This window comes from Sphingobacterium siyangense (assembly GCF_007830445.1).
Taxonomy (GTDB): domain Bacteria; phylum Bacteroidota; class Bacteroidia; order Sphingobacteriales; family Sphingobacteriaceae; genus Sphingobacterium; species Sphingobacterium siyangense.
On record NZ_VLKR01000008.1, the window covers coordinates 142,838 to 167,560 of the forward strand.

Sequence of the window (24,723 nt, forward strand, 5' to 3'; positions counted from 1 at the left end):
ACGAAGCTTTGAATCCAACAGTTGATATCATCTATAACTATTTTCCAAAATTAACGGATATTCAAAAAGAACAGTTTGCAAAACTTGCCGACCTCTATACATTTTGGAATAGCCAAATCAATGTTATTTCACGTAAAGACATTGATAGCCTCTACCTGCACCATGTGTTACATTCGCTAGGTATCGCTAAATTTGTCCAAGAGCTCACGCCAGGAACACAAATTTTGGATGTGGGAACCGGAGGAGGCTTTCCAGGTATCCCAATGGCCATTATGTTTCCTGAAGTCAAATTCCATTTGGTCGATTCTATCGGCAAAAAAATTAAGGTCGTACGTGAAGTTGCAGCTGGACTCGGTCTCCAGAATGTTGAAGCAGATCATATCCGCGCAGAACAACTCGACGACAAATATGATTTTGTCATATCACGTGCGGTGACAAGACTTGGAGAATTTACGCCTTGGATACAGAATAAATTCGCAAGAAAAGATAAAAACGGGATCCCTAATGGAATTCTTTACTTAAAAGGCGGAGATCTCACCGAAGAGATCAAAGAATCTAAGCTCAAAGCAGAATTACACCCACTTTCAGATTACTTTAAAGAAGATTTCTTTGATACAAAATATCTGGTATACGTACCTATGTAATTAAAGTTTGGCATTACCCATAGGAAACTGAAGTCGCCTATGGATAATGTCTACAGAATCGAGGTAGTTCGTTAAACACTTATGGATATAAGCGATCTTCTCATAGCGATCATTCTCACGAAGCCATTTTAAGGAAGGCTCATAGTATATCCTAAATTTGCGCAACGAATCTCCCGACAACTTGCTGTATTCCTGTGTCAGCGGATACCATTCCTCGCGAATCAGATCCTGTTGGTATTCTTTTTCAAACTGACGTTGAAGTTTTCTCGAATTTCGTCCCTTTCGACTGAATTTATTGTAAAGCTTGTTCAGATTGACAGCAATTCCGCCCTGATGAGGCAAGGTCACCATATTTTTCGTATCACCCCAGAAAAAGATCGACTTATACTCCTCCTTTTTTTCTTCCCATTTATCCCCCGCTGATTTGCGTTTGATCGAAACAGTATCCAAACGTAACGTATCTTTTGGACTTCCTTTTTTCCCAATGGTATCCAGAAGATGAGGTCTCCCGGAATAGGCAAAAACTCCCTGCCGATAAAACGAAAAGTAGACACAGAAAAACAATAAAGATAGAAATCCGATACGTACCATATTTATAATTGATAAACCAAAATAACCAACTATAAATAAAATTAAAAAGTATTTAACTATCTTTAACTTAAGAGACTAAAGACCCAATTCTTTTTTAATTTCTAAGCCAATTAGATTGATTTCTTCATCCATACCGAACATAGGAAGCTCCGTTTCTGGATTAAGTTTCAACCAGTTTGTATCATTGTCTTTAATAATCTTTACGTATTCCACACCATCCTTAAAAATAACATACGTATCTTCTTCCTCAGGGAAAACAGAATAAACTATATCCCCCAATTCGATATCAAAAGGTTCTTTCATTTCCATAGTTAAAATATCATTAATCGCTCAAAGTTACCAATTCCTCTTCTTTCTTTCCAAAATTGACCAATATTTCATCCCACTCGATCTCAAATAAGCTCAGGAAAATTGCATTCATTCTAGAGCAATCCGCAAATTTTCCAGCAGGCACATGATCTCCTCCGATTAAGAACTTCGTCATTCTACTAAAAATACAACAAGCCTGAGCAATTCTAACAAAAAGTACAACAGCTCGTTATATTTTTCATATATTTAGATAAACCCAATTATGAAATTAATTTATCCCATAGCTTTGACGAAAATCAAGGGGATTGGCCCTAGAACAGCGCGTCACATCATTGACCAAGGTCACGATTTAGCGGACATATTTGCATACTCAAAAAAAGATTTGATGCAAATTCTTGGGATACGTGAGTCAATCGCCGAAGCAATATACAATAAAAGCTATATGCCCGCCTGTGAAAAAGAACTCGCTTTTATCGAAAAACATCAGATACAAGCGTTATGGCTGGAAGACCAAAATTACCCCGATAGGCTACGACAATGTGAAGACGCTCCGCTTGTTGTCTATTATAAAGGGAACCAACCACTCAACAGTGCAAAAGTTATTAGTATCGTCGGCACTAGACATGCGACCTATTATGGCCAGAAAATATGCGAAGATTTGCTAGAAGCCATGAATTGTACCAAAGACACCTTAATCGTTAGTGGTCTTGCTTATGGTATTGACGCATTAGCACATCGCAACGCACTAAAAAATAATATTCCAACCGTTGCTGTATTAGGGCATGGTCTCGATCGAATTTACCCCGCATCCCATCGCGAACTTGCCACAAAAATGCTAGACCAAGGCGGTTTATTGACAGAATTTACATCCAACACATTACCTGAGCGCAGTAATTTTCCTATGCGCAATCGCATCATAGCCGGTATGGCAGATGTCACCATTGTCGTAGAAGCTGCAATTAAAGGAGGCGCATTGATTACTGCCGAAATTGCCAACAGCTACAACCGCGATGTATGCGCCTTTCCAGGAGCCGTTTATGAAAAAAGCTCTGAAGGCACCAACTACCTCATCAAAACCAACCGTGCTCATATGATTAGAGGACTTCAGGATCTCGAATATCTCATGAATTGGGAAGTCAGCATAAAAGCTGTTGACCAGCAGCTTAGCCTTCCTTTGACACTGACAAAAGACCAACAACTCCTTTTTACACTCATTCAGCAAAAAGGACAATTAGAGATAGACCAGATGATTGACCTCACAAAATGGCCACAAAGTAAATTGGCCTTAATCCTATTGGAACTTGAAATGCAGTCACTCATTCACGCCTTACCCGGAAAACGGTATAAAACTGCCGGACACACGGAAATTCAAAAAAATTAGCTCATTTCCTATCATGCAGCAGTACTAAAATGCCGCTTGGATCGCAATAAAAATTCAGAATCATACTCAACAAAAAATCAAGAATTAATGAACGAAAACAATACAAAAAGTATTTGGAAAGTCATCGGAGCTTCCTCCATGGGAACACTTATCGAATGGTATGACTTTTTCATTTTTGGCAGCCTATCCATTGTAATTTCCACCAAATTCTTTCCGGCAGAAAATCCAACAGCGGCTTTTCTTTCAACCCTAGCCACATTTGCCGCAGGTTTTGTTGTCCGACCATTTGGCGCCCTATTTTTTGGCCGACTAGGCGATATTATCGGTCGAAAATATACGTTTATGGTTACTTTAATGCTCATGGGTGGAGCAACATTTCTCATAGGTTGTATCCCCAGCTATGAGAGTATTGGGTTTTGGGCACCGCTGCTGGTGTTGATCCTTCGTCTCTTGCAAGGTCTTGCTCTAGGAGGAGAATATGGAGGTGCAGCAACTTACGTCGCCGAACATGCCCCATTGGGCCAGCGGGGTTATTGGACATCATGGATACAAACAACAGCTACCTTTGGCCTTTTCATATCACTCGTTGTCATCCTCCTGACCAAAGGCTTTCTCAGCGAATCACAATTTGATTCTTGGGGATGGCGGGTTCCTTTCCTCCTATCTTTAGTCATGGTATATGTTTCCTATCTTATTCGTAAGAAGATGAAGGAATCACCCGAATTTAGCAAGGCCAAAGCGGAAGGAAAAACAAGTACAAATCCGCTAAAAGAAAGCTTTGGCAACCGATACAACCTCAAATTTGTACTGCTCGCACTTTTTGGTGCAGCCATGGGACAGGGCGTTGTTTGGTACACGGGACAGTTTTACTCGATGAGTTTCATGAAAACGGTCATGCACCTTCAATCTGACCAGGCCGATACAATCCTCGGCATCGCACTACTGTTGGGAACTCCATTTTTTGTCGTATTTGGGTGGCTTAGTGACAAAATTGGACGAAAATGGATCATGCTCGGTGGGATGTTACTTGCCGTATTGACTTACCGCCCGATTTACGAATCCATGTACCAACTTTCTAATGCAGAACAGAAAGTCAAGGTGAACGAAACAACGGAGGTCCCCCTTGGACCGCAATCAACAGAAGTCATTTCGATCATCAAGACTCAATATGAGGACCAGACCGAAGTTACTAGAGCCAGCATGATACATCAGTCAGGAAAACTCAAAGGACAGCCAATGACCAAAACCACAGTCCATCTTGCAGGCAAGAACTATATGCTGCTCGTCCTGCTGATCTTTATACAAGTGATTTATATTACAATGGTGTACGGGCCCATCGCGGCATTTCTTGTTGAACTATTCCCTGTAAAGATCCGGTACACATCCATGTCCTTACCCTATCATGTTGGAAATGGAATATTCGGCGGCCTCCTTCCTGCGGTATCGACATACTTAACAACAAATGCTGAAGCATCCAATACCCCGCAATTCTATCTTGCAGGTTTGTGGTACCCTATTATCATTGCCATTGTATGTTTTATCATTGGTAGTATTTATATCAACAACAAATCAACTCCCGCAACACATGAATAATCTCAAAAAATTCCTCGGCATACTTTGGATCGTTTTAGCATTGTTTACCGCTTATTTCTCCATTTTTGAACTGGCCCTGCCAAAGATTTCAACGGGACATCAGGAAGATCTCGTTTTCGGAATCATTATCCTGTGCATCTTAACTCCCATAATCTCCATTGGACTCGGCTTATTTGGCTATTATTCCCTATTGGGCGAATACAATCAAGAAAAAATGTAGTCCAAAAAATGAGATCGACTTTGAATAAGGGAAATTAGACTATATAAGCCTATTCAAAGTCGATCTCATATACGCCAGATTATACTACTTCCGACGTTTCCAAAAGAACAATTACAGCCAGTGGACTTCGCCAAGCACTTATTTTACGCCATTGTTAGCGGATTTACACAGATACCAGCTATTTTCCACCATAAAATAAAGCTAAGAGCAGCTACTAAATACAATTTATTGCAATGATAATCAGCAGCATAAGATAAAATAGCATTTTTTCTTTCCTAAAACTGTTTTTTTTTCTACTTTTGTGGCGGGTAAGTCTTCTACGACCAGCTCCCATTGACTCCCCCAGGTTGGGAACAAAGCAAGGGTATTTGGTTGAGCGGTGCGATAGGAGTAGCTTACCCTTTTTTTATGCCCATTTTTTTTGACTAATCCTCCGGTCCAAAATTCAATTCTAACCTAATAATCAGCTAAATACCTTATATATCCCAATTGTTACCCGCATTTCCCCTATTTATAGAAGCCCTGTTACACAAGGAGTTTTAATCGCTTGGCATGTACATTCAACACAATTATAATTGTATATAAAAGCAAATTTATATAAGTTTGTAATCGAATAAGAACTATCGTATGAGTTGGTTTAAAAGAGAAAAAGCTGGTATTAGCACAGCTACCGCTAATAAAAAAGAAGCACCTGATGGTATGTGGAACAAATGTCCCACATGTAAAAAACCATTGTTGCATCTTGAACAAGTAGAAAACGACTATGTTTGTCAATATTGTGGGCACCACTTAAGAATTGGCTCCAAAGAATATTTTTCAATTTTATTTGACAATAACGAATTTACAGAACTATTTCCTAATCTAAATTCTGGTGATCCATTAGAATTTTTCGATTCAAAGCCATACCCTGAACGTTTAAAGGAAAGTCAAGCCAAAACAGGCCTGAAAGATGCTTTACGTTCTGGCCATGGAAAAATGAATGGTCAAGACATCGTTATTGCTTGTATGGACTTTAGTTTCATCGGCGGATCAATGGGATCTGTCGTTGGTGAAAAAATCGCGCGTTCGATAGATTACTGTATTGAGCATAAAATTCCATTTATGCTAATCTCCAAATCAGGAGGTGCACGTATGATGGAAGCCGCATTTTCATTGATGCAAATGGCTAAAACTTCGGCTAAATTAGCGTTATTGGCAAAGGCAGGACTTCCTTACGTTTGTTTATTGACTGACCCTACGACAGGAGGAGTTACAGCATCTTACGCGATGTTAGGTGATGTAAATATCGCAGAACCGGGAGCATTAATCGGATTTGCAGGACCACGTGTCATTAAAGAAACAATCAAAAAGGATCTTCCAAAAGGATTCCAGACTTCAGAATTTGTTCTTGAGCATGGATTTTTGGATTTCATTGTCGACCGTAGACAGTTAAAAAACAAAGTAGCTACTTATCTTAAATTAGTGGGATAATCATCCTCAAAATAAAAAAGAAAGCGGTGCCAAGAATATTCTTGGCACCGCTTTCTTTTTTGAAAGTGTCTATTTTATCGGCTAGAAAGCATCTTCAATTCAGCTCATAATTGTTGTGCCTATGACCTTATGAGGCTTTTATGGCAGGGTTGAATAGGCCATCTTTTTAAAGATATCGCCAAAAAGCCCATATTTTTCTTTTGGACAAATAATCTGTTTCGCCCTCCCTGTCATACGCTTCCCGCTCAAAAGAAATACGCCGGTAGGCTTTATCAAAATCTCTAAATTGAATAAAATGAACGACAAATTCTATGAGATACCATACATAGAAAAAGAGAATACCTAATTCAAGCGCCTGTCGCAAATGTATACGCTCATGACGAATCAAGTCGTCCTGCTGTTTAAAAAAGGTATTTTTCAGAAAGATAAAAGGATAAATAGTAATTGCATTGGCTTTTCCAAAAGAGAAGAAATTCGTCCAAAATTTGCTAACTATAATCATATATGATGTTTAGACCGTTTTCAAACTAGTCAAACTTAGAAAAATTTCCCTTTATACACAATTATTATTGGCTTCTCATGAATTGTACGATATCCCTCTCGGTCAGTCCCTAATCAGATAAGAGATCGCAAAAATTTCTTTTTGAATTGGAATTTTTATTAAGTTTGCTATAGATTAATCGTGAAGATATGCCGTACAAAGAGCGTGAAATAAATAAATTGTATTATACAATGGGAGAAGTTACAGAAATGTTTGATGTAAATGCGTCCCAAATACGTTTTTATGAGCGTGAATTTGACATTCTACAACCTAAGAAAAATAAAAAAGGCAATCGCTTATTTACGCAAGAAGATATTGCCAATTTAAAGATCATCTTCAATTTGGTTAAAGATAAAGGTTATACCCTACAGGGTGCACGTGATTACCTGCGTGACAACAAATCTGAGGCAAAAGAAAATCAACGTGTTGTAGATTCATTGGAGCGCTTGAAGAACTTTCTTCTTGAAGTTCGTGATTCACTATAGTACCTGAGAAACGTCTTTTAAAACTCCCGCAATAGGAAACTTTCCATCGTTTTCACCAACTTCTTCCCGTCTATCCGAGAGGGAAATTCTTTCGATTTATAGAAGAAATAAGATAACGAGCTGACACATTTTACAGCTGAAAATCATATATTTATTTTACATCAGTAATAGTGTTATTTTATAATATATAGCCATGAAAATTGTGCTAAAAAGAATATATGATGCAGCTTCCCCTAGTGATGGGTATCGTGTACTCATCGATAGACTTTGGCCTCGCGGAATAACAAAGGAAAAGGCTCATTTGTCTGAATGGAATAAGAATCTTGCCCCTTCAAAAGAACTTCGGATCTGGTATCACCACAATCCAGCTTTGTGGGATGACTTCTCGGAAAAATATCGAACAGAACTAAAGCATAACAACTATTGCAAGGAATTTCTTGACCACAACAAGCAACAAGAAATCATTACGTTATTATATGCCGCCCATGACACCTTGCATACCCACGCCCTGATCTTACAGACCTATTTACAGGACCTTTATCAACAATATATCAGCAACAACAGATAATAGTACAACGACCATGCAGACAGCATCTATTTTTCAAAACGTCACATTTCAGGACAAAAAACCCAAAATGGACCTCCTGCTAGAAACAAATGGCAGCAAAGAATATCGCTTGGCTTTTGCAGAAGGGCAATATCTAAAGGAGCATACAACAGCTGCATCAATTATTGTGGAAATTGTCGAAGGCAATATTGATTTTGGCGTTAACGGAAGCAAAATCAGTCTAACGAAAGGCATGTTAGTGACATTAGAGCCGAATGTACCGCACGATCTCTTTGCCATTACCCAAAGTATCGTCCGGCTGTCTATTCATAAAAAAGACTAAAGAAGAATCTAGGTGACTTAACGGTCTTTGAGTTCAATAACCTCCAGGTTCTCAATTTTATCTTTATTGATCTCAAACCGCATTAATGTCCTTACTTTGTGCCAGCCCTGCTTACCTGCCGCCCCAGGGTTAAGATGGAGACAATGGATCTTGGGGTCGAAGATAACCTTTAAGATATGTGAATGTCCAGTAATAAATAATTTAGGTGGATTTTTCATCAATTCCCCTTTTATGCGTGCAGCATATTTCCCCGGATAACCACCAATATGTGTCATAAATACGTCCACTTCCTCACACCTAAACCTCAAATCTTCTGGAAATTGTAAACGAATTTCCTGACCATCAATGTTTCCGTATACTCCGCGCAGTGGCTTAAAAGCGGCTAACCGATCCGCAACATCAGGATCACCAAAATCGCCCACATGCCATATCTCGTCGCAGGCTGCAAAATGAGTAAATACAGCTTCATCTAAAAAAGAATGTGTATCCGAGAGTAATCCGATCTTTGTCATCACTTAAAAAGCTAAAAAATAAGGTGCCAAGGCATTTCGATAAGCTTCTGAATAAATACCCTTGGCGGCATAAATAACAAACGTACGTTGAGCGAGCAGTTCGACGCGTAAGCGTTCAAATGTAACGATTTTCCGAATGGCCGACTCCCCTTCAAAGGAGCTTATTTGTACTTCACTGGAACAGTATAATCCCCTTTCCGCCGAAATTTTAGTCAACGTTTCCGCTAATGCCGTTGGAACGATCAACACTAATTTTCCCCGATCCGATAAACGTAAAGCGGCGAAATCCAGCAGTTCAGCAAAAAAATCCAGATCGGTATGTCGCGCCAGCTTCTTGCGTTCATCCGGGTTATGTAAGGAATCTGTATAAAAGGGTGGATTTGATACGATCAGATCGTAATGCCCTTGTACATCCATTTGTTGAAAGGAGGAAGCATGCAGCACTAAACGTTCCTGGAAAATGGAATTACGGAAGTTTCTGTCAGCCATCGCAGCAGCCAAAGGGTCAATTTCGACAGCCTCTACCCTACTGTCTACGAGCCGTTGAGCCAACATCAATGCAATGACTCCCGTACCTGTACCTACGTCCAGTATCCGGTCCACAGGTTCTACTTCCAGCAAGGAAGCCAGCAGTACACCATCTGTGTTAATTTTCATTGCACAGTCAGACTGATCAACCTCAAACTGTTTAAACCGAAATATCGACGCCATACATCAAAGATAAAACTTTTAGAACCTTTGGTACAAACAAACCAGTGTATCCTGCAATTTATTTGCTAATTTAGTCAGCAACAAATCTATATAAGCCATGAATATCCGTCAGCTTGCTTTTATGATATTGATCATCATCGGTGTGCTTCCTACAAAACTATTGCATGCACAAGAGAATTGTGACCGGCATACAACTGAAATACTTCCCTTATTGACAAAAACATTGAACAACAATGACTTTGACAAAATTGATCCTTTACTCAATAGTATACAAGCTAGCTGTGGTACCAACGAGTTTGTACAGCGTTTACGTATTCTTATATACATCATTGAAAAAAAGAATACCACAACAGAGATCAAAAATTATATAGACAATCAATTCGATAAAAATTTTCTACAAAGACTGGATGCGGCAGACCAGGACGATTTTACAACACAATACGAACAGCATAAGGAAAAATACAATTTCGTGCCATTAAGACATCCCCTGGAGGGCATGATAAAAGTAAGAGCCAAAGCCCTGCTTGCTTCCGATAGTTATACGTTAACCGATCAGGAAAAAACTATTTTAGAGCTTTTTTCAGATACTGAAGTTGCCAATGCCGTACAAGACCAACAAGCTAACGAACAAGATAATCAACAGCGGTTTCCAGTCCCCAAAGTGTACAGAGATAGACAGAAAGCCAAACTGGGCTATGTTCCTTCAATCGGCGTAGTCACCCCACTTGGCGGAGCCAACAAAATTTTCGGAACCAACATAAACTTTGGATTTATGCTGATGAGCTCGCTGGAAAGAAAATTTATTTTCGAAGGTGGCTTCAAGGTGCGCATCAACTCAAACGACCGCAATATTGATTACAATTACGAGGGCTCCAATGTTTCGGTCAATTCTTCAGCGACCGCATTTATGGGCGGTGCTGTAGGTTACAAAGTTTTTGACAACGACAAATTTATACTGATTCCAAAAGGTATCCTTGGCATAGATATTACAGATACCGGCATCACAGAAAGTGCTTATTCCTCCGGTTATTATGATCCGGATGGTTATTATTATGATGGCGGATACACCGATCGTATGGTAACCATCAATAATGTGCACTTAGGACTTGGTCTCGCATCCCTATTTCGCATGAAAAACCAAAAGTACATTGGTTTCGAACTCGGCTATCATTACACGCCTTATGATGCAAGCAGCAAGGTATTGATCCCGATACAGGCAAATTATGGAAGCTTGGAGCTATTCTTCAGGTTTTAGGCAAATAGCCCTCAAAAACCTGATGACTTCGCAGACACCAACAGCAATGAAAGCGAGCTGAAGGTTCTTTCTGGCCAATAAGACCAGACACTTTCAGAAAAAAATACGCCAGATGATGTCTATCTTAAAAAACATCATCTGGCGTATATAAATCGAAAAAAATTCCGCTTGAGATCAATTTCCCAAGCCAAAAGGAAGATTTAATTCTTTAAAAGGCGTTGTATCTCATCCAATTTCATTAATGCTTCAACCGGAGTAAGCGAATTAACATCCAGATTATTCAGCATATCCCTGATCTTATTCAAGACAGGATCATCAATAGAAAACATCTGCAATTGGTAGGCCTGTTTCTGGATTTTGCGCATGCTATCTTTAATCTGCTCACCACCTGTGCGCTCCTGCTCCAGCCTTTTCAAAATTTGATTGGCCCGACTAAGCAACTTTTGCGGCATTCCAGCGAGCTTTGCCACATGGATTCCGAAACTATGCTCTGAGCCTCCTGGAACAAGTTTACGCAAGAAAATAACTTTGTTATTAACCTCCTTCACCGTTACATTATAGTTTTTTATACGATCCAGCGAAGTAGTCAGCTCGTTTAATTCATGGTAATGCGTGGCAAACAAGGTTTTGGCCTTAGCAGCAGGATGATTATGTAAAAACTCGGCAATAGCCCAGGCAATAGAAATACCGTCATAAGTACTTGTACCACGACCGATTTCATCCAAAAGAATAAGACTGCGGTCCGATAGATTATTCATGATGCTCGCGGTTTCATTCATCTCCACCATAAACGTAGATTCACCCGAAGAAAGATTGTCCGAAGCACCTACACGGGTGAAAATTTTGTCAACCAGGCCAATCTTAGCCTCTTTTGCTGGCACAAAACAACCAATTTGCGCCATTAACACGATCAATCCAGTCTGACGGAGCAATGCAGATTTACCCGCCATGTTAGGGCCCGTAATAATAATAATCTGCTGTGTTTTTGGATCTAAAAAAGTATCATTGGTAATATAATCCTCACCTATCGGCAGGTTTCTTTCAATGACAGGGTGTCTTCCACCTTTAATATCCAAAATCTTGCTCTCGCTGACTTCGGGTTTTACATAATAGTTTTTCTCCGCTACAACAGCAAAGTTAAGCAGTACATCCAACTTGGCTATGAGCTGGGCGTTGAGTTGAATAGGTTTGATGTATTCAGCAATGGCAACCAATAGCTCAGCATATAATCTATTCTCAAGCGCTTGTATCTTCTCCTCAGCACCGAGAATCTGTTCTTCATATTCTTTAAGTTCCTCCGTAATGTAACGTTCAGCATTCACCAGTGTCTGTTTACGGATCCACGTCGTCGGAACCTTATCTTTGTGCGTATTTGTGACCTCCAGATAATAACCGAAAACATTATTGAACGCTATTTTTAAAGAAGGAATCCCTGTGAGTTCCGCTTCCCTTTTTTGGATCTCAAGCAGATAATCCTTGCCACCAAAAGCGATCTTGCGCAATCGATCCAATTCAGGGTCCACCCCTTCCGCGATTACACTCCCCTTATTGATTGCGGCAGGAGGCTCCGCCTGAACCTGTTGCTCGATTTTTTCACGTATAACAGCACAAGCATCTAACTGATCTGAGATTGTCCAAAGAGCATCAGCATCTTTACGATCCGTAAGTTCCTTCAATTTCTCAATAGCATATAATGCGCGCTTCAATTGCACAATTTCCCGCGGATTCGCTTTTTGCAGTCCGATCTTGGAAATTAAACGTTCCAGATCTCCCACCTGCTTGATCTGACCAATCAGCTCATCCCGCAAATCACGGTTAGTGAAAAAGAAATCGACCACATTCAATCGCTCCTGAATACTCTTTTTGTCTTTGAGCGGCATCACGATCCAGCGCTTGAGCAGACGCGCTCCCATTGGACTGGATGTATGATCCAATACATCGGATAGCGTTACCGCATTTTCATTCAACGATCCGATTAATTCCAAATTGCGAATCGTAAAACGATCCAGCCACATAAAACGGTCCTCTTCAATACGGGAAAGCATAGAAATGTGTTGCAGATTACGATGCTCGGTTTCATTGAGGTAATGCAATGCTACACCAGCAGCAACAACTCCTGCAGTCATGCGGTCCACACCAAATCCTTTCATCGAGGAGACTTCAAAATGCTTCAATAGCGTTTCAGTGGCATAATCACCCGTATAAGGCCACTCGTCAAGAAAATAGGTGTAATATTGTGATCCAAACTGCTCTGTAAACTCCTTGCTCTGTTTTTTTGAAAGAATAATTTCTCTCGGTTTAAAACCTTGAAGCAATTTATCTATATAGGCCACACTACCTTGAGCAACCAGAAATTCACCTGTTGAAATATCTAAGAAAGAAATACCGATCCGCTCCTTTTCGATAAAAATTGATGCTAAATAATTATTCGATTTCTGTTGAACAATATTGTCACTGTAGGAGACTCCAGGTGTCACTAGCTCGGTCACACCGCGCTTAACAATTGTTTTTGTCGTCTTCGGATCCTCCAGCTGATCACAGATCGCCACCCGTTGGCCAGCACGCACCAGTTTCGGAAGATAGGTTTCCAATGAATGATGGGGAAAACCAGCCAATGCAGTTTCCGATTCCGAGCCATTGCCACGCTTTGTCAAAACGATGCCCAAAATCTGGGCAGCTTTGATCGCATCCTCACCAAATGTCTCGTAAAAATCGCCAACACGGAACAACAACAACGCTCCAGGATACTTAATCTTGATCGCATTGTACTGTTGCATCAATGGGGTCACTTTCTTTTCTTTTGCCAACTTTTAAAATCAATTTTTATGAAGCGTAAAAATAGGATAATATCGTCGCTTTGGCAAACGATACACTCAACTTCTCGACAAAATCATTTCCATTAAACAAGAATATAAGCTAAGTTTGTATCCGAAAAAAATTAGTCATGGCCATCAAAAGATCTGGTAAACAAAATACGTCCAGCAAACAACAAAATACCTTCAAAAAAAAATCCTTCAACCCATTGAAGTCCATAAAATCTCCTATCCTGCGCATTGTGACACGGGTAGTACTCTATTTTATTGGCATTTCACTCTTTTGGGTCATTAGCCTGCGGTTTATTAATCCTCCCATCACTTGGTTGATGATTCAACGTGGGTTTGAGCTAAAAGAACAGGGCAAGGGATTTAAACTGGAAAAAAACTGGCTGGATTACGATGAACTTTCGGACAACCTAAAGTTAGCGGCCATTGCCGGAGAAGACGCTCACTTTATGACACACTGGGGATTCGACATGCAAGGAATTCAGAATGCCATTAAAAAAAATGCACAGGGAAAGAAATTACGCGGCGGAAGTACAATCAGTCAGCAGGTAGCCAAAAATGTCTTTTTATGGCCAGGGCGCTCCTGGTTAAGAAAAGGCTTCGAGACCTACTTTACCATTCTTATCGAAACATTCTGGAGCAAGAAACGCATCCTCGAAGTTTATCTTAATGTGATTGAAATGGGACAGGGAGTTTATGGTGCGGATGCGGCAGCTTCGTATTACTTTAGCAAAACAGGCAGCAATCTTTCCAAAAAACAAGCCGCATTGATTATAGCCATATTGCCAAACCCAAGAGAATGGGATGCGCGTAACCCTTCTGCTTATGTCAATAGACGTGCAAATGCGATAGCAAAATATATGCATCATTATACTATTCCTGAATAAGCGAAACCATCGCTATTCGGCGGATCGACCAGAAGAAAAGCAATACAGATCTATAGATCAAAAAAAAGGCCATATGTAATTATGGCCTTTCTTATATAACTCGTTTTACAACCTATCTAAAAAGTCGTTTATGCCAGCTCTGATGGAAGGGTATTACCCAAGCGTCTTCCATTTGGTGCTCATGGGTAATGGTATTATCAAATACTAAGGTATTATCGTTGATGGTACCTTCTGCCAGTAACTTCTCAAATCCGTCACGGTTAACCACGCCTATTCCCTGATCCCCTTTATATGCAAATTGCATGCGATCAAATAGTTGAATACCATACTTCGATTCAACTCCTTTTAAAAACCGAACCGAACTATCAATAGAACAACCTGATGCAGCCGCTACTTCCTCGTCCACCTTAAGGATGATAAAAAGATTATCCCGCAATTCTGCGGAAGCAGAAAGTGGTTTCCCATGCACTTTCCATTGTTCAGCAAAAGCTTCCAGGTCAGTAACAATCTCCTGTCCCTCTGTCGCCGTTAACAGGCGATCGGCCTGATAAATCCAGATACGCTTCATATGCAATGATTTTTTTACAGATCCATTTAGCCGATATGAATTGGCTGATTAATCCTATACTGTTTACACTCCCGGACACATGAAATAACTGTTCCATTATATCCGTTTCTATTTCAATTTTAAACCAGATTAAACAACTCGAATCCGGCGTGCCATTGTATTTCATCACAATACCTTGACCCTCAACTCTTACCACTAACCAATATAATACGGAGAGATCATTAAGTAAACGATCACGCCGGTAACAGCTACATAAAGCCACATGGGATAAGTAATACGGGCAAGCTTTTTATGACGCTCATAAGAACCCGATATGCCTCTAACAAATGTAAAGAGTACAAAAGGGATGATGATAATGGAAAGCAAGATATGCGTGATCAGGATAAAGAAATAGATCGGTCTCAAAATTCCCTCGCCACCATATTTTGTTTCGATTGAAGTCATGTGATAAGCGACATACATCGCTAGAAAAGCTAAGGAACAAGCAATACACCATTTGATCAAACGCTCGTGTAAAGCCTTATTACCCTTTTTTATCGCAGCCACAGCCCAAAATAGTAATACAGCCGTAATCCCATTGATAGCCGCGTAGATAGGAGGCAAAAATGTTAGCGGTTTTACATCATAACCCAGCTTTTGTAAATTCACCGTAAAAAGGATAGCAACCACTATCGGTATCACAATCGATAGCAACCAAATCCATTTACTATACTTTTTTTCCTTGTTAAGACTCTCTTCCATGATATAATTACCTCTTTTGTTCTATTGTAGCTGGATGGTTTCGGACTTCCTCGACCAATAATAATTTGATTTCATCCTCAAGGCGGTCAACATCCGTTTTGACATTAATGTCATAAATACCTCTTATCCGTCCTTTTGTATCAAGTAAAAGATAATTAGACCCAATAATAAATGGTTTGCTGCCCTCCTTATTGACAAGTGCATCCTGCAATAAACTTTCCTGGGCAAATTTAAAGATATCAACAGAAGGATCTGTCACAAAAAACCAAGATTTGGTCCAAGGTTTGTAAACTTTTGCGTATTTGGCTAACACTTCTGGTGTATCGTATGCCGTATCAACCGTAATTGAATACAAGCGGACCTTCTTATTCTGAATAAATCGATTAGCGATTTGATCCAAACGCTTAATCATCGTCCGCGATAATGAAGCATCTCTAGAGTACATCAGATGGACGACAGAAAGTGTTGTATCATTATCCAATAGATGCACTTTCTTGCCATCGAAATTCACAAAATCAACCGGGGGTACAGTATGATAGATAGTATCGGGAATATCACGTCCCCATTTACGATGGGTAGTTCCCGGAACCACTTTCTTTCCAAAAATTGGCAAAGAGGCGTAGCTATTAGAACCGCTTTTATTTAGTACAAAATATAAAAATCCTGGCAATAAAAGAATTACTGCCAGGATCAATATAGTTTTAATACCTTTCTTTTGTCCAGTATTATTATCCATTCACTTTATCTATTTATTTGGAAACAATTGATGTTCTTGAAAAGCAGATGCTAAATACCCTCCTTCAACAAGCATCAAAACAATAAAATAAATAATAAAAATAAACACAATTGCAACGGTAACAATGAAACTCGACTTCTCGAATTTCAAGTGCATAAAGAATGCAACGATATAATAAGCTTTAACTAAAGTAAGCACGATATAAATAGTATTTACTAACGCACCTTTAGCTAAAATTTGCCAATGGTGCACGAAGCCCAATGCAATTAAAAACTCTAGACAAGTAAGGGCTAAAAGTACACCAAATACTCTCCAGATGGCCTTCTTATCCATCCCACCTTCGTGAGCGTGCTCGCCATGAGCGATATTATCTTGATATTGTGACATAGCTATCTAAATTTATTATTTCGGAATTAGATTAAGTAGAAGAACGTAAATACGAATACCCACACTAAATCCACAAAGTGCCAATATAAACCTACTTTCTCGATCATAAGATAAGAACCACGGTTTTCGAATGTATTATTTAATGTCATACATAGAATGATGATATTCAAAATAATACCCACAGTAACGTGGAAACCGTGAAAACCAGTAATTGTAAAGAACAAGTTAGCAAATTGCAAGGCCGAAGTGTAAGAAATGTCATGTGTGAAATATGGCATTAATGCTGTTTTGATGGCATCACCTTCCAAACCTGTTGCTGGATTTTTACCAAACCAGAAACCCATGTGGTGTAAGTGAGTCCACTCGATAGCCTGACAACCTACGAAACAGATACCTCCCAAAATAGTCCAAAGCATCCATTTAACAACTTCATTCTTTTGGTTACGGTGACCAGCTTCCACGGCCAAAACCATAGTTACAGATGACATAATCAAAATAAAGGTCATTAAACCGACAAATACCAACGGTTGACCATGTTCTGCAATTCCTGGGATAGATTGGAAGATCTTATCAGGATCAGGCCATGTTGGATGAGAAAAGCGTTGTGCGCCGTAATAAACCAAAAATGCAGAAAATGTGAAGGCATCCCCTACCAAGAAAAACCACATCATGATTTTTCCATACTCTAAGTTCCAAGGTGATTTCCCACCATTCCATGGACCAGTTTTTACCTTATCCAATTGCGATACTGTTGTACTCATTGTTTACTATTATTGATTCAAAAGTAAGAAAACATATATATAAATCCATAAAAGATCGAGAAAATGCCAAAAAATACTGGCAAGATCCATGCGGAAAAGATTGCCGTCTTTAGGAAGTTTGTTAATTCCTATAATCGCGCCAATCAAAACGATCAACCCCGCAATAATATGCGCCAAGTGCATCCAGATAAAAACGTAAATAAAAGATTGCGATGCATTGTTATTCACAAAATAAACACCCCTATCGATCAATACATTCCAAGCATGAACTTGCAAGGCAAAAAATACAACTCCCAAAATAAAAGTTGCTATCAAAAACAACCGCTGTTTGGAAGACTCGCCATTTTTAGCCGCTTTATGTGCTAAAAACATCGTTAGACTACTAACCACAATCACCAAGGTACTATATAAAAGTGCATTTGGCAATAGGGTCTTAATCCCTTTGTCCACGCCGCTCGCTGTATATACAATGAAACCACTGGATAACGCCGCAAACATCATGAACATACCCAACATACCCAACCATAGGTTGAACTTTTGGGCTTTTCTCTGTACTAACTTCTCGTCAGTTTGTGCTTGTATATCTAACATTATTTCAACGGAATAAAGTTAAGCAATAATACGAGTTGTGTCACAGGTAAATAAATAAATGAGGTAAACATCACTTTCTTCGCTGAAGGAATATCACAATTCTTAAACAGCAAATAACCGTAATAACCAAACATTATTCCACCGACCACGGATACAATCGTAAACCAAATTCCACCAAAGCCAAAATGATAAGGTATAAAACCTGCAGGTATCATAAACAAACCTGAAATGAATACCATAAACGCAGATATCTTATCACGTTTTGTCGTCGGCAATAAGCGAAAGCCCGCTAATTTATAGTCATCATCCACAACCCAGGCAATTGCCCAGAAATGCGGAAACTGCCATAAAAACTGAATAGCAAACAACACAAAGGGAATAATAATAATTGCCGCTTCGTTATGTCCACTATAGTAGGCTAAATCGTCTTGCGAAAAGGCTGCATAATATCCAATTAATGGCGGAAATGCACCCGGAAACGCGCCGACAAACACTGCTATTGGTGATTTTCTTTTTAATGGTGTATAGATAAAGGCGTAAAGAAGGATACAGAAAACCGACAGCAGACCAGCGACAAAATTTAAACGAACAAGCACCAAGGTTCCTAAGATGCCCATAAAGACACTCAATACCAAAGCCTGTCCTGTTGTCATGCGGCCTGATGGCAACGGTCTGTCCTCCGTACGTTTCATCAGTTTATCCAAATCCTTTTCAATGATCTCATTAAAACCGTTGGCAGAACCTGTCACCAGAAAACCACCTATAGTCAACAATAACCAATTGAACCAGAATATATCACCCTGTTGTTTTGATCCTATCAGAAAAGCAATTGACGCGGAAAATACGACCGTCAATGTAAGTCTCAACTTAACAAGCTTTTTGAAATCTGAAATAAATTCTTTCATAACTAAAAGAGACCTCCTACTATCAGTGTAATTAAACACGTACTTTTAAACATAAACATCCCGAATTCCAAGATTAGTGCCTTTGCTTGTTTAACAATAACAACAGGTAGAACTGTGCCCCAAATAAGAGCGTAGCTACCACCAAATGCGTTGTCTGTGCAAATGCAGGTATTGCAAATCGAGCTAAGATAATTCCTGATAGCATTTGGATACCCACTAGAATCAATGCGATTAAAGCAAATTTATATTGCTTAGAACCCGTATTAAAACTCGTGCGGACCAAAAAGAATAATACAATAACTAAAATCAAAGAACAATATGCCAACCAGCGATGTAACTCAAACTGTTGGCCAATAGTTGTTATAAAATCAGTCCGGGCTATCGTTGAACCGGTTAATAAATCAACCTCCTCTCGAACTCCCGTTCCGACAATTACCTGTGTTAGCATCAATAAAATTGAAGCAATAGCAAGCCCTTTTAATATACCCAAAGAACGATTGACCAGTAAGGTCTTGTTTCGCAAAGTAACTGCTTTGAAATATGTATAAATACTAATACAAACAATTACAATGGCTAAGAGCATATGTACCGTAATAATCCAGGGCATCAGATTTGTCGATACAACGATCGATCCCAGCCAAGCCTGAAGTACGACAACAAAAAGATTAATCACTGACCAAACAACGATCGAGCTTTTTGATTTTAAATAGGTGAAAGAATAAATAGCTGTAAATAACAAACAGAATCCGGAAACAACGCCTACCAACCGATTGATATATTCCGTCCAAGTTTTCGCAACATTAAACTCTTCATGCTGCAAAATACTCTTATCGGTACGGAGCTTGTAAGCCATTTCCTTATCGCCGAAAAATTCTACAATTTTCGCGAAACGTTCGTTCTTCTTTGCTCTTCCTTCAATATAATGCTGTTCATATCCTTGAGGTAATTGGGAGATATCTGTTGGAGGAATAATACGGTTAAAACATCTTGGCCAATCTGGGCATCCCATTCCTGACCCTGTACTCCGAACAACTCCTCCAGCAATAATGACCAAAAACAACACAATGATCGTTATAAAATTGGTCTTTATAAATCGCTTCTCAGCTGCTGGAAACATAATACTACCCCTACCTCTTAAAATACAAACTTCCATAAAATAGAGTAGGAATTCCTACTCTATTTTATAAGATTTTATTAGTCTTTTCTACCATTTTGAGCATTCCATTCTGCCTGGATACGCTCAGCTTCCTCGTCTCCTTCGAAATCATGAGGCAAATTAGAGCTCATTGTTTCAGAGAAAGGAACACTTTGAGGAATAAAATCCTCACCATGACCTGGCTTACTGTAATCGTAAGGCCAACGGTGTACAGTTGGAATTTCTCCTGGCCAGTTACCATGGATATGCTCTACTGGAGTAGTCCATTCCAATGTGTTTGACTGCCAAGGGTTTTGTGGGGCTTTTTTACCGAAGAAAATCGATGTAAAGAAGTTCCACAAGAAAGCTACCTGACCTAAAGCAGCGATGATTGCAGCCCATGTTACCAATTTGTTGACAGAAACCCATTTCGCCATGAAAGCAAACTCTGTAAATGCATAGTAACGGCGAGGCACACCATCGATACCCATAAAGTGCATTGGGAAGAATACCATGTAAGCACCAATGAAAGTCAACCAGAAGTGTAAATAACCCAATTTTGTGTTCATCATACGACCGAACATCTTAGGATACCAGTGGTAAACACCACAAAGCATACCGAAGATTGACGCCGATCCCATTACCAAGTGGAAGTGGGCAACAACAAAATACGTATCGTGTAAGTTGATATCTAACGCTGCATTACCTAGGAACAATCCTGTCAAACCACCAGAGATAAAGAACGATACCAAACCGATAGCAAACATCATCGCTGGAGTGAAACGGATATTACCTTTCCACAACGTTGCAAGATAGTTAAACGCTTTTACAGCAGAAGGAACCGCGATAATCAATGTTGTAATCATAAATACACCACCCAAGAACGGGTTCATACCTGTTACAAACATGTGGTGACCCCATACGATAAACGATAATACGGTGATACCGATCAATGAATAAACCATTGCATGGTAACCAAAGATTGGTTTACGTGAGTTGGTCGCAATAACCTCAGAAGTTAAACCTAAAGCAGGCATAACAACGATATATACCTCAGGGTGACCTAAGAACCAGAACAAGTGTTGGAACAAAATTGGTGAACCACCTTCGTTCGGTAAAATTTGTCCTTGAACAACAAGATCCGACAAATAGAATGACGTACCAGCAGCACGGTCAAAAATCAGAAGAACAACCGCCGAAACCAATACTGGGAATGACAACATACCCACGATAGCAGTTAAGAAGAACGCCCAGATTGTCAAAGGCATTTTCCATAAGTCCATTCCTTTTGTACGCATGTTCAAAATTGTACTTACATAGTTAATACCACCGATCAACTGTGAAGCTACAAATAGAACCATACTCACCAACCACAAAGTCATACCAGTTGCAGATCCTGCGATTGCAGTAGGAACAGCCGATAGTGGGGGATAGATTGTCCAACCAGCAGAAGCAGGTCCACTTTCTACGAAGAACGATGCAACCATAATCACTGATGCTACAAAGAACAACCAGTAAGATAACATGTTCATAAAAGGAGATGCCATATCGCGTGCTCCGATTTGATATGGAATCAATAAGTTACTAAAAGTACCTGATAGACCAGCCGTTAACACGAAGAATACCATAACGGTACCGTGAATGGTTACCAAGGAAAGGAAAAACTCCGGTTTTATACGACCGCCTTCAGCCCATTTACCCAAGAATACTTCTAATATAGGGAACTCTTTATCCGGCCATGCTAATTGGATACGGAATAATACTGATAAAAGCATCGCAAAAACTGCCATGATGATACCAGTGATCAAGAATTGCTTAGCAATCATCTTGTGGTCACCCGAGAAGATATACTTTCTGATGAACGACTCCTCGTGATGATGGCCGTGCGAATCGTGATGTTCAGCGCTATGCGATATTACTGTACTTGACATATTCGATTTTATATTCAAAAATTCTTAATTAGTTCAAAGATGCTGTAACTTGTACGCTATCCTTTTTCACGTTAGCTGTTTTACCGCTGAACTCTTTTTGCAAATCCTCAGTAAAATATTTGTTTTGTTTAGCTAACCACTCTTTATATTTCTCTTCAGTTACGACAACCACTTTCTTTTGCATGTTGTAGTGACCAGATCCACAGATCTTGTTACACAACATCACGAAGTCATAGTTATAATCACCCAAACGATCACGCATCTCTTCTGTTGTAACAGTAGGTGTGAACTGGAAGTAATTGGTCATTCCCGGTACCGCATTGATCTGAACACGGAAATCAGGAATATAGAAAGAGTGAATAATATCTTTTGAAACGATATGGAAACGAACTGGTTTATTTACAGGCAACCAAATTTCAGATCCTTGAATATCATCCCAAGAATTTTTATCATTAAAGTCAATACCGTACGGGTTGGTTGGTGTCGTCATTTTATAATTACGTTTACCAATAATCCCATCTGAACCAGCATAACGGACATTCCATTGGAATTGCTCGCCTAATACCTCAACTTGTAATGCTGACTTTTGTAGATCCTCAGGAATATTTGTGATTGATCTCCATGTAAAGAAACCGAACAATACCAAAACTGTCAAAACAACAGCGGGAACAATTGTCCACAATTTCTCAATTGCATTGTTATGAGGATAATAATAAGCCTGACGTTTTGCACGCATGCGATACAAAAATGTAAAAGTCATCAACAAGATGTGTGTGATAACCAATACAAATGTTGTAATTGCAGTCGTAATGATAAACATTGTATCAATACGCTCACCGTGCTCAGTTACTGCAGATCTCCAATAAGCGGCTCCCCAGTGTACATATGACCAATATACACCGTAAAGGAATACAACCAAGAAAATGAATAACAATGCCGATTGAAACGTGTTATTCGCAAACGGATTGTATTTACCGTTCATCTTTCTTGTCAATTCATAGATCGAAAGTACTTTACCGATAACGGCAACAACTGTACATATAACCAAGAATAACAAGACATAATATGTGAAGTTTTTATAAACCTGAGGGTCTATTTGCTTCACTTCTTCAACAGCAGGAGCAGCAGCACTAGCTTCTGTAGAAGAACTAGCAGATGCAACAGCAGCAGTACCTGCTGCCGCTGTTGTATCTTTTGCAACCGAATCCGTTGCTGCAGGGGCAGCCACTGCTGTAGTCGCCGCTTTAGCAGAATCAGATGCTACTGTATCTTGTTGACTTGCTAGGATAGGAGTCGCAAAAAGCAATCCTAGTGCAAGCACAAAACCCGAGATGGATTTGAATCTATTATTTAATTTAAAGCTCATTTCTTTTATAACGTTTTTACGTAACCTTCCTTTAAAAGTGAAACTATATCTGATGATGCAAACTCTCATCCAAGAAAGGATGATTTTTAGGCACCAATGCTTGTTTACTCAATTTACTCATCACTAAGAAGATGAACAAACCTAAGAAACCAAGTGCAGTTCCGATTTCAATGATACCAAATCCTCTATGTTCAGCAACAGTACCAGGCATGATCATGATATAATAATCTAGCCAGTGACCAGCCAATAATAGAATCGCTACGAACAACATCACGTTTTGTTTCCGTTTCGCATCGCGATCCACTAATAGTAACAATGGTGCCACAAAGTTAATGATAATACTCAACCAAAACCAAGGTTTGTATTCAGGTTCCCAACGTTTGTAGAAATAAACTGTTTCCTCTGGGATGTTTGAATACCAAATCAACATGAATTGTGCAAACCAAACATAAGTCCAGAAGATAGAGAAACCGAACATCAATTTACCCAAATCGTGTAAATGATTTTCGTTTACCCAGTTCATATAACCAGCTTTCTTCAATACAACAACGATGATCGTGATACATGAAATACCACTTACCCACATTGCTGCAAAGTTATACCAACCGAACATTGTCGAAAACCAGTGTGCCTCTAAAGACATTACTGTATCGAAAGACCAGATAGGTGTAGTAAAACCGAAGATAACTAAGAAGATTGCCGACAATTTGAATGACTTTTTATAAGAAGTCAATCCACCTTCTAAATCTTCTTTATAAGAAAGTTTCGCAAAAATAACGGCAAAAATGCTATATGTACCCATAAACACGACCTGACGGATCAAGAAGAATGGAACATTTAAATAAGCAGATTTACCTGCGATAATAGGGTCAAAATTTGTACTATGCGGATCAGTGATACCATCTGCATTCCAGTGGTGATATAAGTTATGTGTGGTTAAACCTAAACCTACAATAACTAATAAAACTAATGATGCAATTGGTAAAACACTCGCCATAGCCTGAGGTATACGTACCAAACCTGCAGACCATGCAGATTGTGTTACATATTGCAAGGCAACAAAGAATGTTCCAGCTGCGCATACACATGTAAAGTAATAACCCATCAATAACAAGTTGGCATAAGTACGCTCTACAGTAACGTGATCGCCCGAAAGCAACCCGAAAGCTACAGCAGCTACGCCTAGTACAACAGCGATAATACTGTACAATTTAGCCTTGCCAGCAAACTCGTATCGCTCGTTGAAATTATAATCGTGATGATGACTGTGAGTTCCCATTTATATATCTGA

28 protein-coding genes and 1 other RNA gene are annotated in these 24,723 nt (G+C 39.4%); 11 read left to right on the forward strand and 18 right to left on the reverse strand.

The genetic code is table 11. From position 1 onward, the window contains the following. Window positions 1-8 precede the first annotated feature (8 nt). Complete coding sequence (gene rsmG / locus IQ31_RS09450) at window positions 9-644, forward strand: 16S rRNA (guanine(527)-N(7))-methyltransferase RsmG (RefSeq protein WP_088160248.1); 636 nt, start codon at window positions 9-11, stop codon at window positions 642-644. On the opposite strand, the gene IQ31_RS09455 is transcribed toward rsmG, so the two are convergent. The 3 genes from IQ31_RS09455 to IQ31_RS27310 form a co-directional block, all read right to left on the reverse strand. Beyond that, entirely contained in the window at window positions 645-1,235 is a 591-nt protein-coding gene (locus tag IQ31_RS09455; protein WP_145327834.1) for a hypothetical protein, read from the reverse strand. A gap of 75 nt (window positions 1,236-1,310) precedes the next feature. Beyond that, window positions 1,311-1,544 carry a hypothetical protein gene (locus IQ31_RS09460; protein WP_070560687.1) on the reverse strand — a complete coding sequence of 78 codons (234 nt, stop codon included), beginning with the start codon at window positions 1,542-1,544 and terminating at the stop codon, window positions 1,311-1,313. A gap of 13 nt (window positions 1,545-1,557) precedes the next feature. Beyond that, entirely contained in the window at window positions 1,558-1,719 is a 162-nt protein-coding gene (locus tag IQ31_RS27310; protein WP_157698362.1) for a hypothetical protein, read from the reverse strand. An 87-nt stretch (window positions 1,720-1,806) separates the two neighbouring features. On the opposite strand from IQ31_RS27310, the gene dprA reads away from it, so the two are divergent. The 5 genes from dprA (at window position 1,807) to accD (ending at window position 6,208) form a co-directional block, all read left to right on the forward strand. Further along, window positions 1,807-2,925, forward strand: coding sequence for a DNA-processing protein DprA (gene dprA, locus IQ31_RS09465; protein ID WP_088160246.1), 1,119 nt, complete (start codon window positions 1,807-1,809; stop codon window positions 2,923-2,925). An 87-nt stretch (window positions 2,926-3,012) separates the two neighbouring features. Continuing rightward, window positions 3,013-4,518, forward strand: coding sequence for an MFS transporter (locus tag IQ31_RS09470; RefSeq protein WP_088163444.1), 1,506 nt, complete (start codon window positions 3,013-3,015; stop codon window positions 4,516-4,518). Beyond that, window positions 4,511-4,738, forward strand: a complete 228-nt coding sequence (locus IQ31_RS09475; protein ID WP_075991056.1) for a DUF6814 family protein — start codon at window positions 4,511-4,513, stop codon at window positions 4,736-4,738. The genes IQ31_RS09470 and IQ31_RS09475 overlap by 8 nt, the downstream gene beginning before the upstream one ends. Window positions 4,739-5,044: 306 nt before the next feature. Beyond that, window positions 5,045-5,142, forward strand: an RNA gene (gene ffs / locus IQ31_RS09480) — signal recognition particle sRNA small type. Window positions 5,143-5,365: 223 nt separating this feature from the next. Continuing rightward, entirely contained in the window at window positions 5,366-6,208 is an 843-nt protein-coding gene (gene accD, locus IQ31_RS09485; protein WP_088160245.1) for an acetyl-CoA carboxylase, carboxyltransferase subunit beta, read from the forward strand. 166 nt (window positions 6,209-6,374) lie between these two features. Here the strand turns inward: accD and IQ31_RS09490 are convergent, their stop codons facing one another. Then, window positions 6,375-6,710 carry a hypothetical protein gene (locus IQ31_RS09490; protein WP_088160244.1) on the reverse strand — a complete coding sequence of 112 codons (336 nt, stop codon included), beginning with the start codon at window positions 6,708-6,710 and terminating at the stop codon, window positions 6,375-6,377. Window positions 6,711-6,898: 188 nt separating this feature from the next. Between IQ31_RS09490 and IQ31_RS09495 the strand changes: the two genes are divergently transcribed. The 3 genes from IQ31_RS09495 to IQ31_RS09505 all read left to right on the forward strand — a co-directional run bounded on the left by IQ31_RS09495 (window position 6,899) and on the right by IQ31_RS09505 (window position 8,124). Beyond that, entirely contained in the window at window positions 6,899-7,234 is a 336-nt protein-coding gene (locus IQ31_RS09495; RefSeq protein ID WP_046674120.1) for a MerR family transcriptional regulator, read from the forward strand. A gap of 193 nt (window positions 7,235-7,427) precedes the next feature. Continuing rightward, window positions 7,428-7,802 (forward strand): DUF488 domain-containing protein, encoded by a 375-nt coding sequence (locus IQ31_RS09500; protein WP_088160243.1) that lies wholly within the window; start codon window positions 7,428-7,430, stop codon window positions 7,800-7,802. Between the two features lie 13 nt (window positions 7,803-7,815). After that, window positions 7,816-8,124, forward strand: a complete 309-nt coding sequence (locus tag IQ31_RS09505; protein WP_088160242.1) for an AraC family ligand binding domain-containing protein — start codon at window positions 7,816-7,818, stop codon at window positions 8,122-8,124. A gap of 17 nt (window positions 8,125-8,141) precedes the next feature. Here IQ31_RS09505 and IQ31_RS09510 read toward each other — a convergent pair whose 3' ends face one another. After that, window positions 8,142-8,636, reverse strand: coding sequence for a metallophosphoesterase family protein (locus IQ31_RS09510; RefSeq protein WP_088160241.1), 495 nt, complete (start codon window positions 8,634-8,636; stop codon window positions 8,142-8,144). 3 nt (window positions 8,637-8,639) lie between these two features. Continuing rightward, window positions 8,640-9,347 carry a tRNA1(Val) (adenine(37)-N6)-methyltransferase gene (locus IQ31_RS09515; RefSeq protein WP_088160240.1) on the reverse strand — a complete coding sequence of 236 codons (708 nt, stop codon included), beginning with the start codon at window positions 9,345-9,347 and terminating at the stop codon, window positions 8,640-8,642. A 97-nt stretch (window positions 9,348-9,444) separates the two neighbouring features. On the opposite strand from IQ31_RS09515, the gene IQ31_RS09520 reads away from it, so the two are divergent. Further along, window positions 9,445-10,602, forward strand: a complete 1,158-nt coding sequence (locus tag IQ31_RS09520) for a hypothetical protein (protein ID WP_145327835.1) — start codon at window positions 9,445-9,447, stop codon at window positions 10,600-10,602. 200 nt (window positions 10,603-10,802) lie between these two features. Here the strand turns inward: IQ31_RS09520 and mutS are convergent, their stop codons facing one another. Continuing rightward, window positions 10,803-13,409: a DNA mismatch repair protein MutS gene (gene mutS, locus IQ31_RS09525; RefSeq protein WP_145327836.1), complete on the reverse strand. Its 2,607-nt coding sequence runs from the start codon at window positions 13,407-13,409 to the stop codon at window positions 10,803-10,805. A 137-nt stretch (window positions 13,410-13,546) separates the two neighbouring features. Here mutS and mtgA point away from each other — a divergent pair, with 137 nt between their 5' ends. Next, the gene (gene mtgA, locus IQ31_RS09530; RefSeq protein ID WP_070560704.1) at window positions 13,547-14,311 is read left to right on the forward strand and encodes a monofunctional biosynthetic peptidoglycan transglycosylase; all 765 of its coding nucleotides are present in this window, start codon (window positions 13,547-13,549) and stop codon (window positions 14,309-14,311) included. 112 nt (window positions 14,312-14,423) lie between these two features. Here mtgA and IQ31_RS09535 read toward each other — a convergent pair whose 3' ends face one another. From IQ31_RS09535 to IQ31_RS09585, 11 genes are all read right to left on the reverse strand, one after another. Next, entirely contained in the window at window positions 14,424-14,879 is a 456-nt protein-coding gene (locus tag IQ31_RS09535; protein ID WP_145327837.1) for an ABC transporter ATPase, read from the reverse strand. 195 nt (window positions 14,880-15,074) lie between these two features. Then, on the reverse strand, window positions 15,075-15,620 hold the full coding sequence (locus tag IQ31_RS09540; protein ID WP_145327838.1) for a DUF420 domain-containing protein: 546 nt from the start codon (window positions 15,618-15,620) through the stop codon (window positions 15,075-15,077). Window positions 15,621-15,627: 7 nt separating this feature from the next. After that, window positions 15,628-16,356 carry an SCO family protein gene (locus IQ31_RS09545; protein WP_145327839.1) on the reverse strand — a complete coding sequence of 243 codons (729 nt, stop codon included), beginning with the start codon at window positions 16,354-16,356 and terminating at the stop codon, window positions 15,628-15,630. A gap of 9 nt (window positions 16,357-16,365) precedes the next feature. Beyond that, entirely contained in the window at window positions 16,366-16,743 is a 378-nt protein-coding gene (locus IQ31_RS09550; RefSeq protein WP_088160234.1) for a cytochrome C oxidase subunit IV family protein, read from the reverse strand. Window positions 16,744-16,769: 26 nt separating this feature from the next. Beyond that, on the reverse strand, window positions 16,770-17,504 hold the full coding sequence (locus IQ31_RS09555) for a cytochrome c oxidase subunit 3 (protein ID WP_046674128.1): 735 nt from the start codon (window positions 17,502-17,504) through the stop codon (window positions 16,770-16,772). 9 nt (window positions 17,505-17,513) lie between these two features. Continuing rightward, window positions 17,514-18,095, reverse strand: coding sequence for a cytochrome c oxidase subunit 3 (locus tag IQ31_RS09560; RefSeq protein WP_075991043.1), 582 nt, complete (start codon window positions 18,093-18,095; stop codon window positions 17,514-17,516). Further along, window positions 18,095-19,000, reverse strand: a complete 906-nt coding sequence (gene cyoE / locus IQ31_RS09565) for a heme o synthase (protein ID WP_070563553.1) — start codon at window positions 18,998-19,000, stop codon at window positions 18,095-18,097. The genes IQ31_RS09560 and cyoE overlap by 1 nt, the downstream gene beginning before the upstream one ends. Window positions 19,001-19,073: 73 nt before the next feature. After that, on the reverse strand, window positions 19,074-20,117 hold the full coding sequence (locus IQ31_RS09570; protein ID WP_070563550.1) for a COX15/CtaA family protein: 1,044 nt from the start codon (window positions 20,115-20,117) through the stop codon (window positions 19,074-19,076). Window positions 20,118-20,194: 77 nt separating this feature from the next. Continuing rightward, the gene (locus IQ31_RS09575) at window positions 20,195-22,066 is read right to left on the reverse strand and encodes a cytochrome c oxidase subunit I (RefSeq protein ID WP_172462307.1); all 1,872 of its coding nucleotides are present in this window, start codon (window positions 22,064-22,066) and stop codon (window positions 20,195-20,197) included. 28 nt (window positions 22,067-22,094) lie between these two features. Further along, window positions 22,095-23,432 carry a cytochrome c oxidase subunit II gene (locus tag IQ31_RS09580; RefSeq protein WP_075991042.1) on the reverse strand — a complete coding sequence of 446 codons (1,338 nt, stop codon included), beginning with the start codon at window positions 23,430-23,432 and terminating at the stop codon, window positions 22,095-22,097. A 43-nt stretch (window positions 23,433-23,475) separates the two neighbouring features. Beyond that, window positions 23,476-24,711 (reverse strand): quinol:cytochrome C oxidoreductase, encoded by a 1,236-nt coding sequence (locus IQ31_RS09585; protein ID WP_145327840.1) that lies wholly within the window; start codon window positions 24,709-24,711, stop codon window positions 23,476-23,478. Between the last annotated feature and the right edge of the window lie 12 nt (window positions 24,712-24,723).

Coding starts and splice junctions, on each gene's coding strand:
- mtgA (WP_070560704.1), top strand. CDS start 13,547: ATGGCCATCAAAAGATCTGGTAAACAAAATACGTCCAGCAAACAACAA.
- IQ31_RS09515 (WP_088160240.1), bottom strand. CDS start 9,347: ATGGCGTCGATATTTCGGTTTAAACAGTTTGAGGTTGATCAGTCTGAC.
- IQ31_RS09545 (WP_145327839.1), bottom strand. CDS start 16,356: ATGGATAATAATACTGGACAAAAGAAAGGTATTAAAACTATATTGATC.
- IQ31_RS09575 (WP_172462307.1), bottom strand. CDS start 22,066: ATGTCAAGTACAGTAATATCGCATAGCGCTGAACATCACGATTCGCAC.
- IQ31_RS09460 (WP_070560687.1), bottom strand. CDS start 1,544: ATGGAAATGAAAGAACCTTTTGATATCGAATTGGGGGATATAGTTTAT.
- accD (WP_088160245.1), top strand. CDS start 5,366: ATGAGTTGGTTTAAAAGAGAAAAAGCTGGTATTAGCACAGCTACCGCT.
- IQ31_RS09470 (WP_088163444.1), top strand. CDS start 3,013: ATGAACGAAAACAATACAAAAAGTATTTGGAAAGTCATCGGAGCTTCC.
- IQ31_RS09495 (WP_046674120.1), top strand. CDS start 6,899: ATGCCGTACAAAGAGCGTGAAATAAATAAATTGTATTATACAATGGGA.
- cyoE (WP_070563553.1), bottom strand. CDS start 19,000: ATGAAAGAATTTATTTCAGATTTCAAAAAGCTTGTTAAGTTGAGACTT.
- IQ31_RS09510 (WP_088160241.1), bottom strand. CDS start 8,636: ATGACAAAGATCGGATTACTCTCGGATACACATTCTTTTTTAGATGAA.
- IQ31_RS09455 (WP_145327834.1), bottom strand. CDS start 1,235: ATGGTACGTATCGGATTTCTATCTTTATTGTTTTTCTGTGTCTACTTT.
- dprA (WP_088160246.1), top strand. CDS start 1,807: ATGAAATTAATTTATCCCATAGCTTTGACGAAAATCAAGGGGATTGGC.
- IQ31_RS09535 (WP_145327837.1), bottom strand. CDS start 14,879: ATGAAGCGTATCTGGATTTATCAGGCCGATCGCCTGTTAACGGCGACA.
- IQ31_RS27310 (WP_157698362.1), bottom strand. CDS start 1,719: ATGACGAAGTTCTTAATCGGAGGAGATCATGTGCCTGCTGGAAAATTT.
- IQ31_RS09540 (WP_145327838.1), bottom strand. CDS start 15,620: ATGGAAGAGAGTCTTAACAAGGAAAAAAAGTATAGTAAATGGATTTGG.
- IQ31_RS09500 (WP_088160243.1), top strand. CDS start 7,428: ATGAAAATTGTGCTAAAAAGAATATATGATGCAGCTTCCCCTAGTGAT.
- IQ31_RS09505 (WP_088160242.1), top strand. CDS start 7,816: ATGCAGACAGCATCTATTTTTCAAAACGTCACATTTCAGGACAAAAAA.
- IQ31_RS09560 (WP_075991043.1), bottom strand. CDS start 18,095: ATGTTAGATATACAAGCACAAACTGACGAGAAGTTAGTACAGAGAAAA.
- IQ31_RS09520 (WP_145327835.1), top strand. CDS start 9,445: ATGAATATCCGTCAGCTTGCTTTTATGATATTGATCATCATCGGTGTG.
- IQ31_RS09580 (WP_075991042.1), bottom strand. CDS start 23,432: ATGAGCTTTAAATTAAATAATAGATTCAAATCCATCTCGGGTTTTGTG.
- IQ31_RS09490 (WP_088160244.1), bottom strand. CDS start 6,710: ATGATTATAGTTAGCAAATTTTGGACGAATTTCTTCTCTTTTGGAAAA.
- IQ31_RS09570 (WP_070563550.1), bottom strand. CDS start 20,117: ATGTTTCCAGCAGCTGAGAAGCGATTTATAAAGACCAATTTTATAACG.
- IQ31_RS09550 (WP_088160234.1), bottom strand. CDS start 16,743: ATGTCACAATATCAAGATAATATCGCTCATGGCGAGCACGCTCACGAA.
- IQ31_RS09555 (WP_046674128.1), bottom strand. CDS start 17,504: ATGAGTACAACAGTATCGCAATTGGATAAGGTAAAAACTGGTCCATGG.
- IQ31_RS09585 (WP_145327840.1), bottom strand. CDS start 24,711: ATGGGAACTCACAGTCATCATCACGATTATAATTTCAACGAGCGATAC.
- IQ31_RS09475 (WP_075991056.1), top strand. CDS start 4,511: ATGAATAATCTCAAAAAATTCCTCGGCATACTTTGGATCGTTTTAGCA.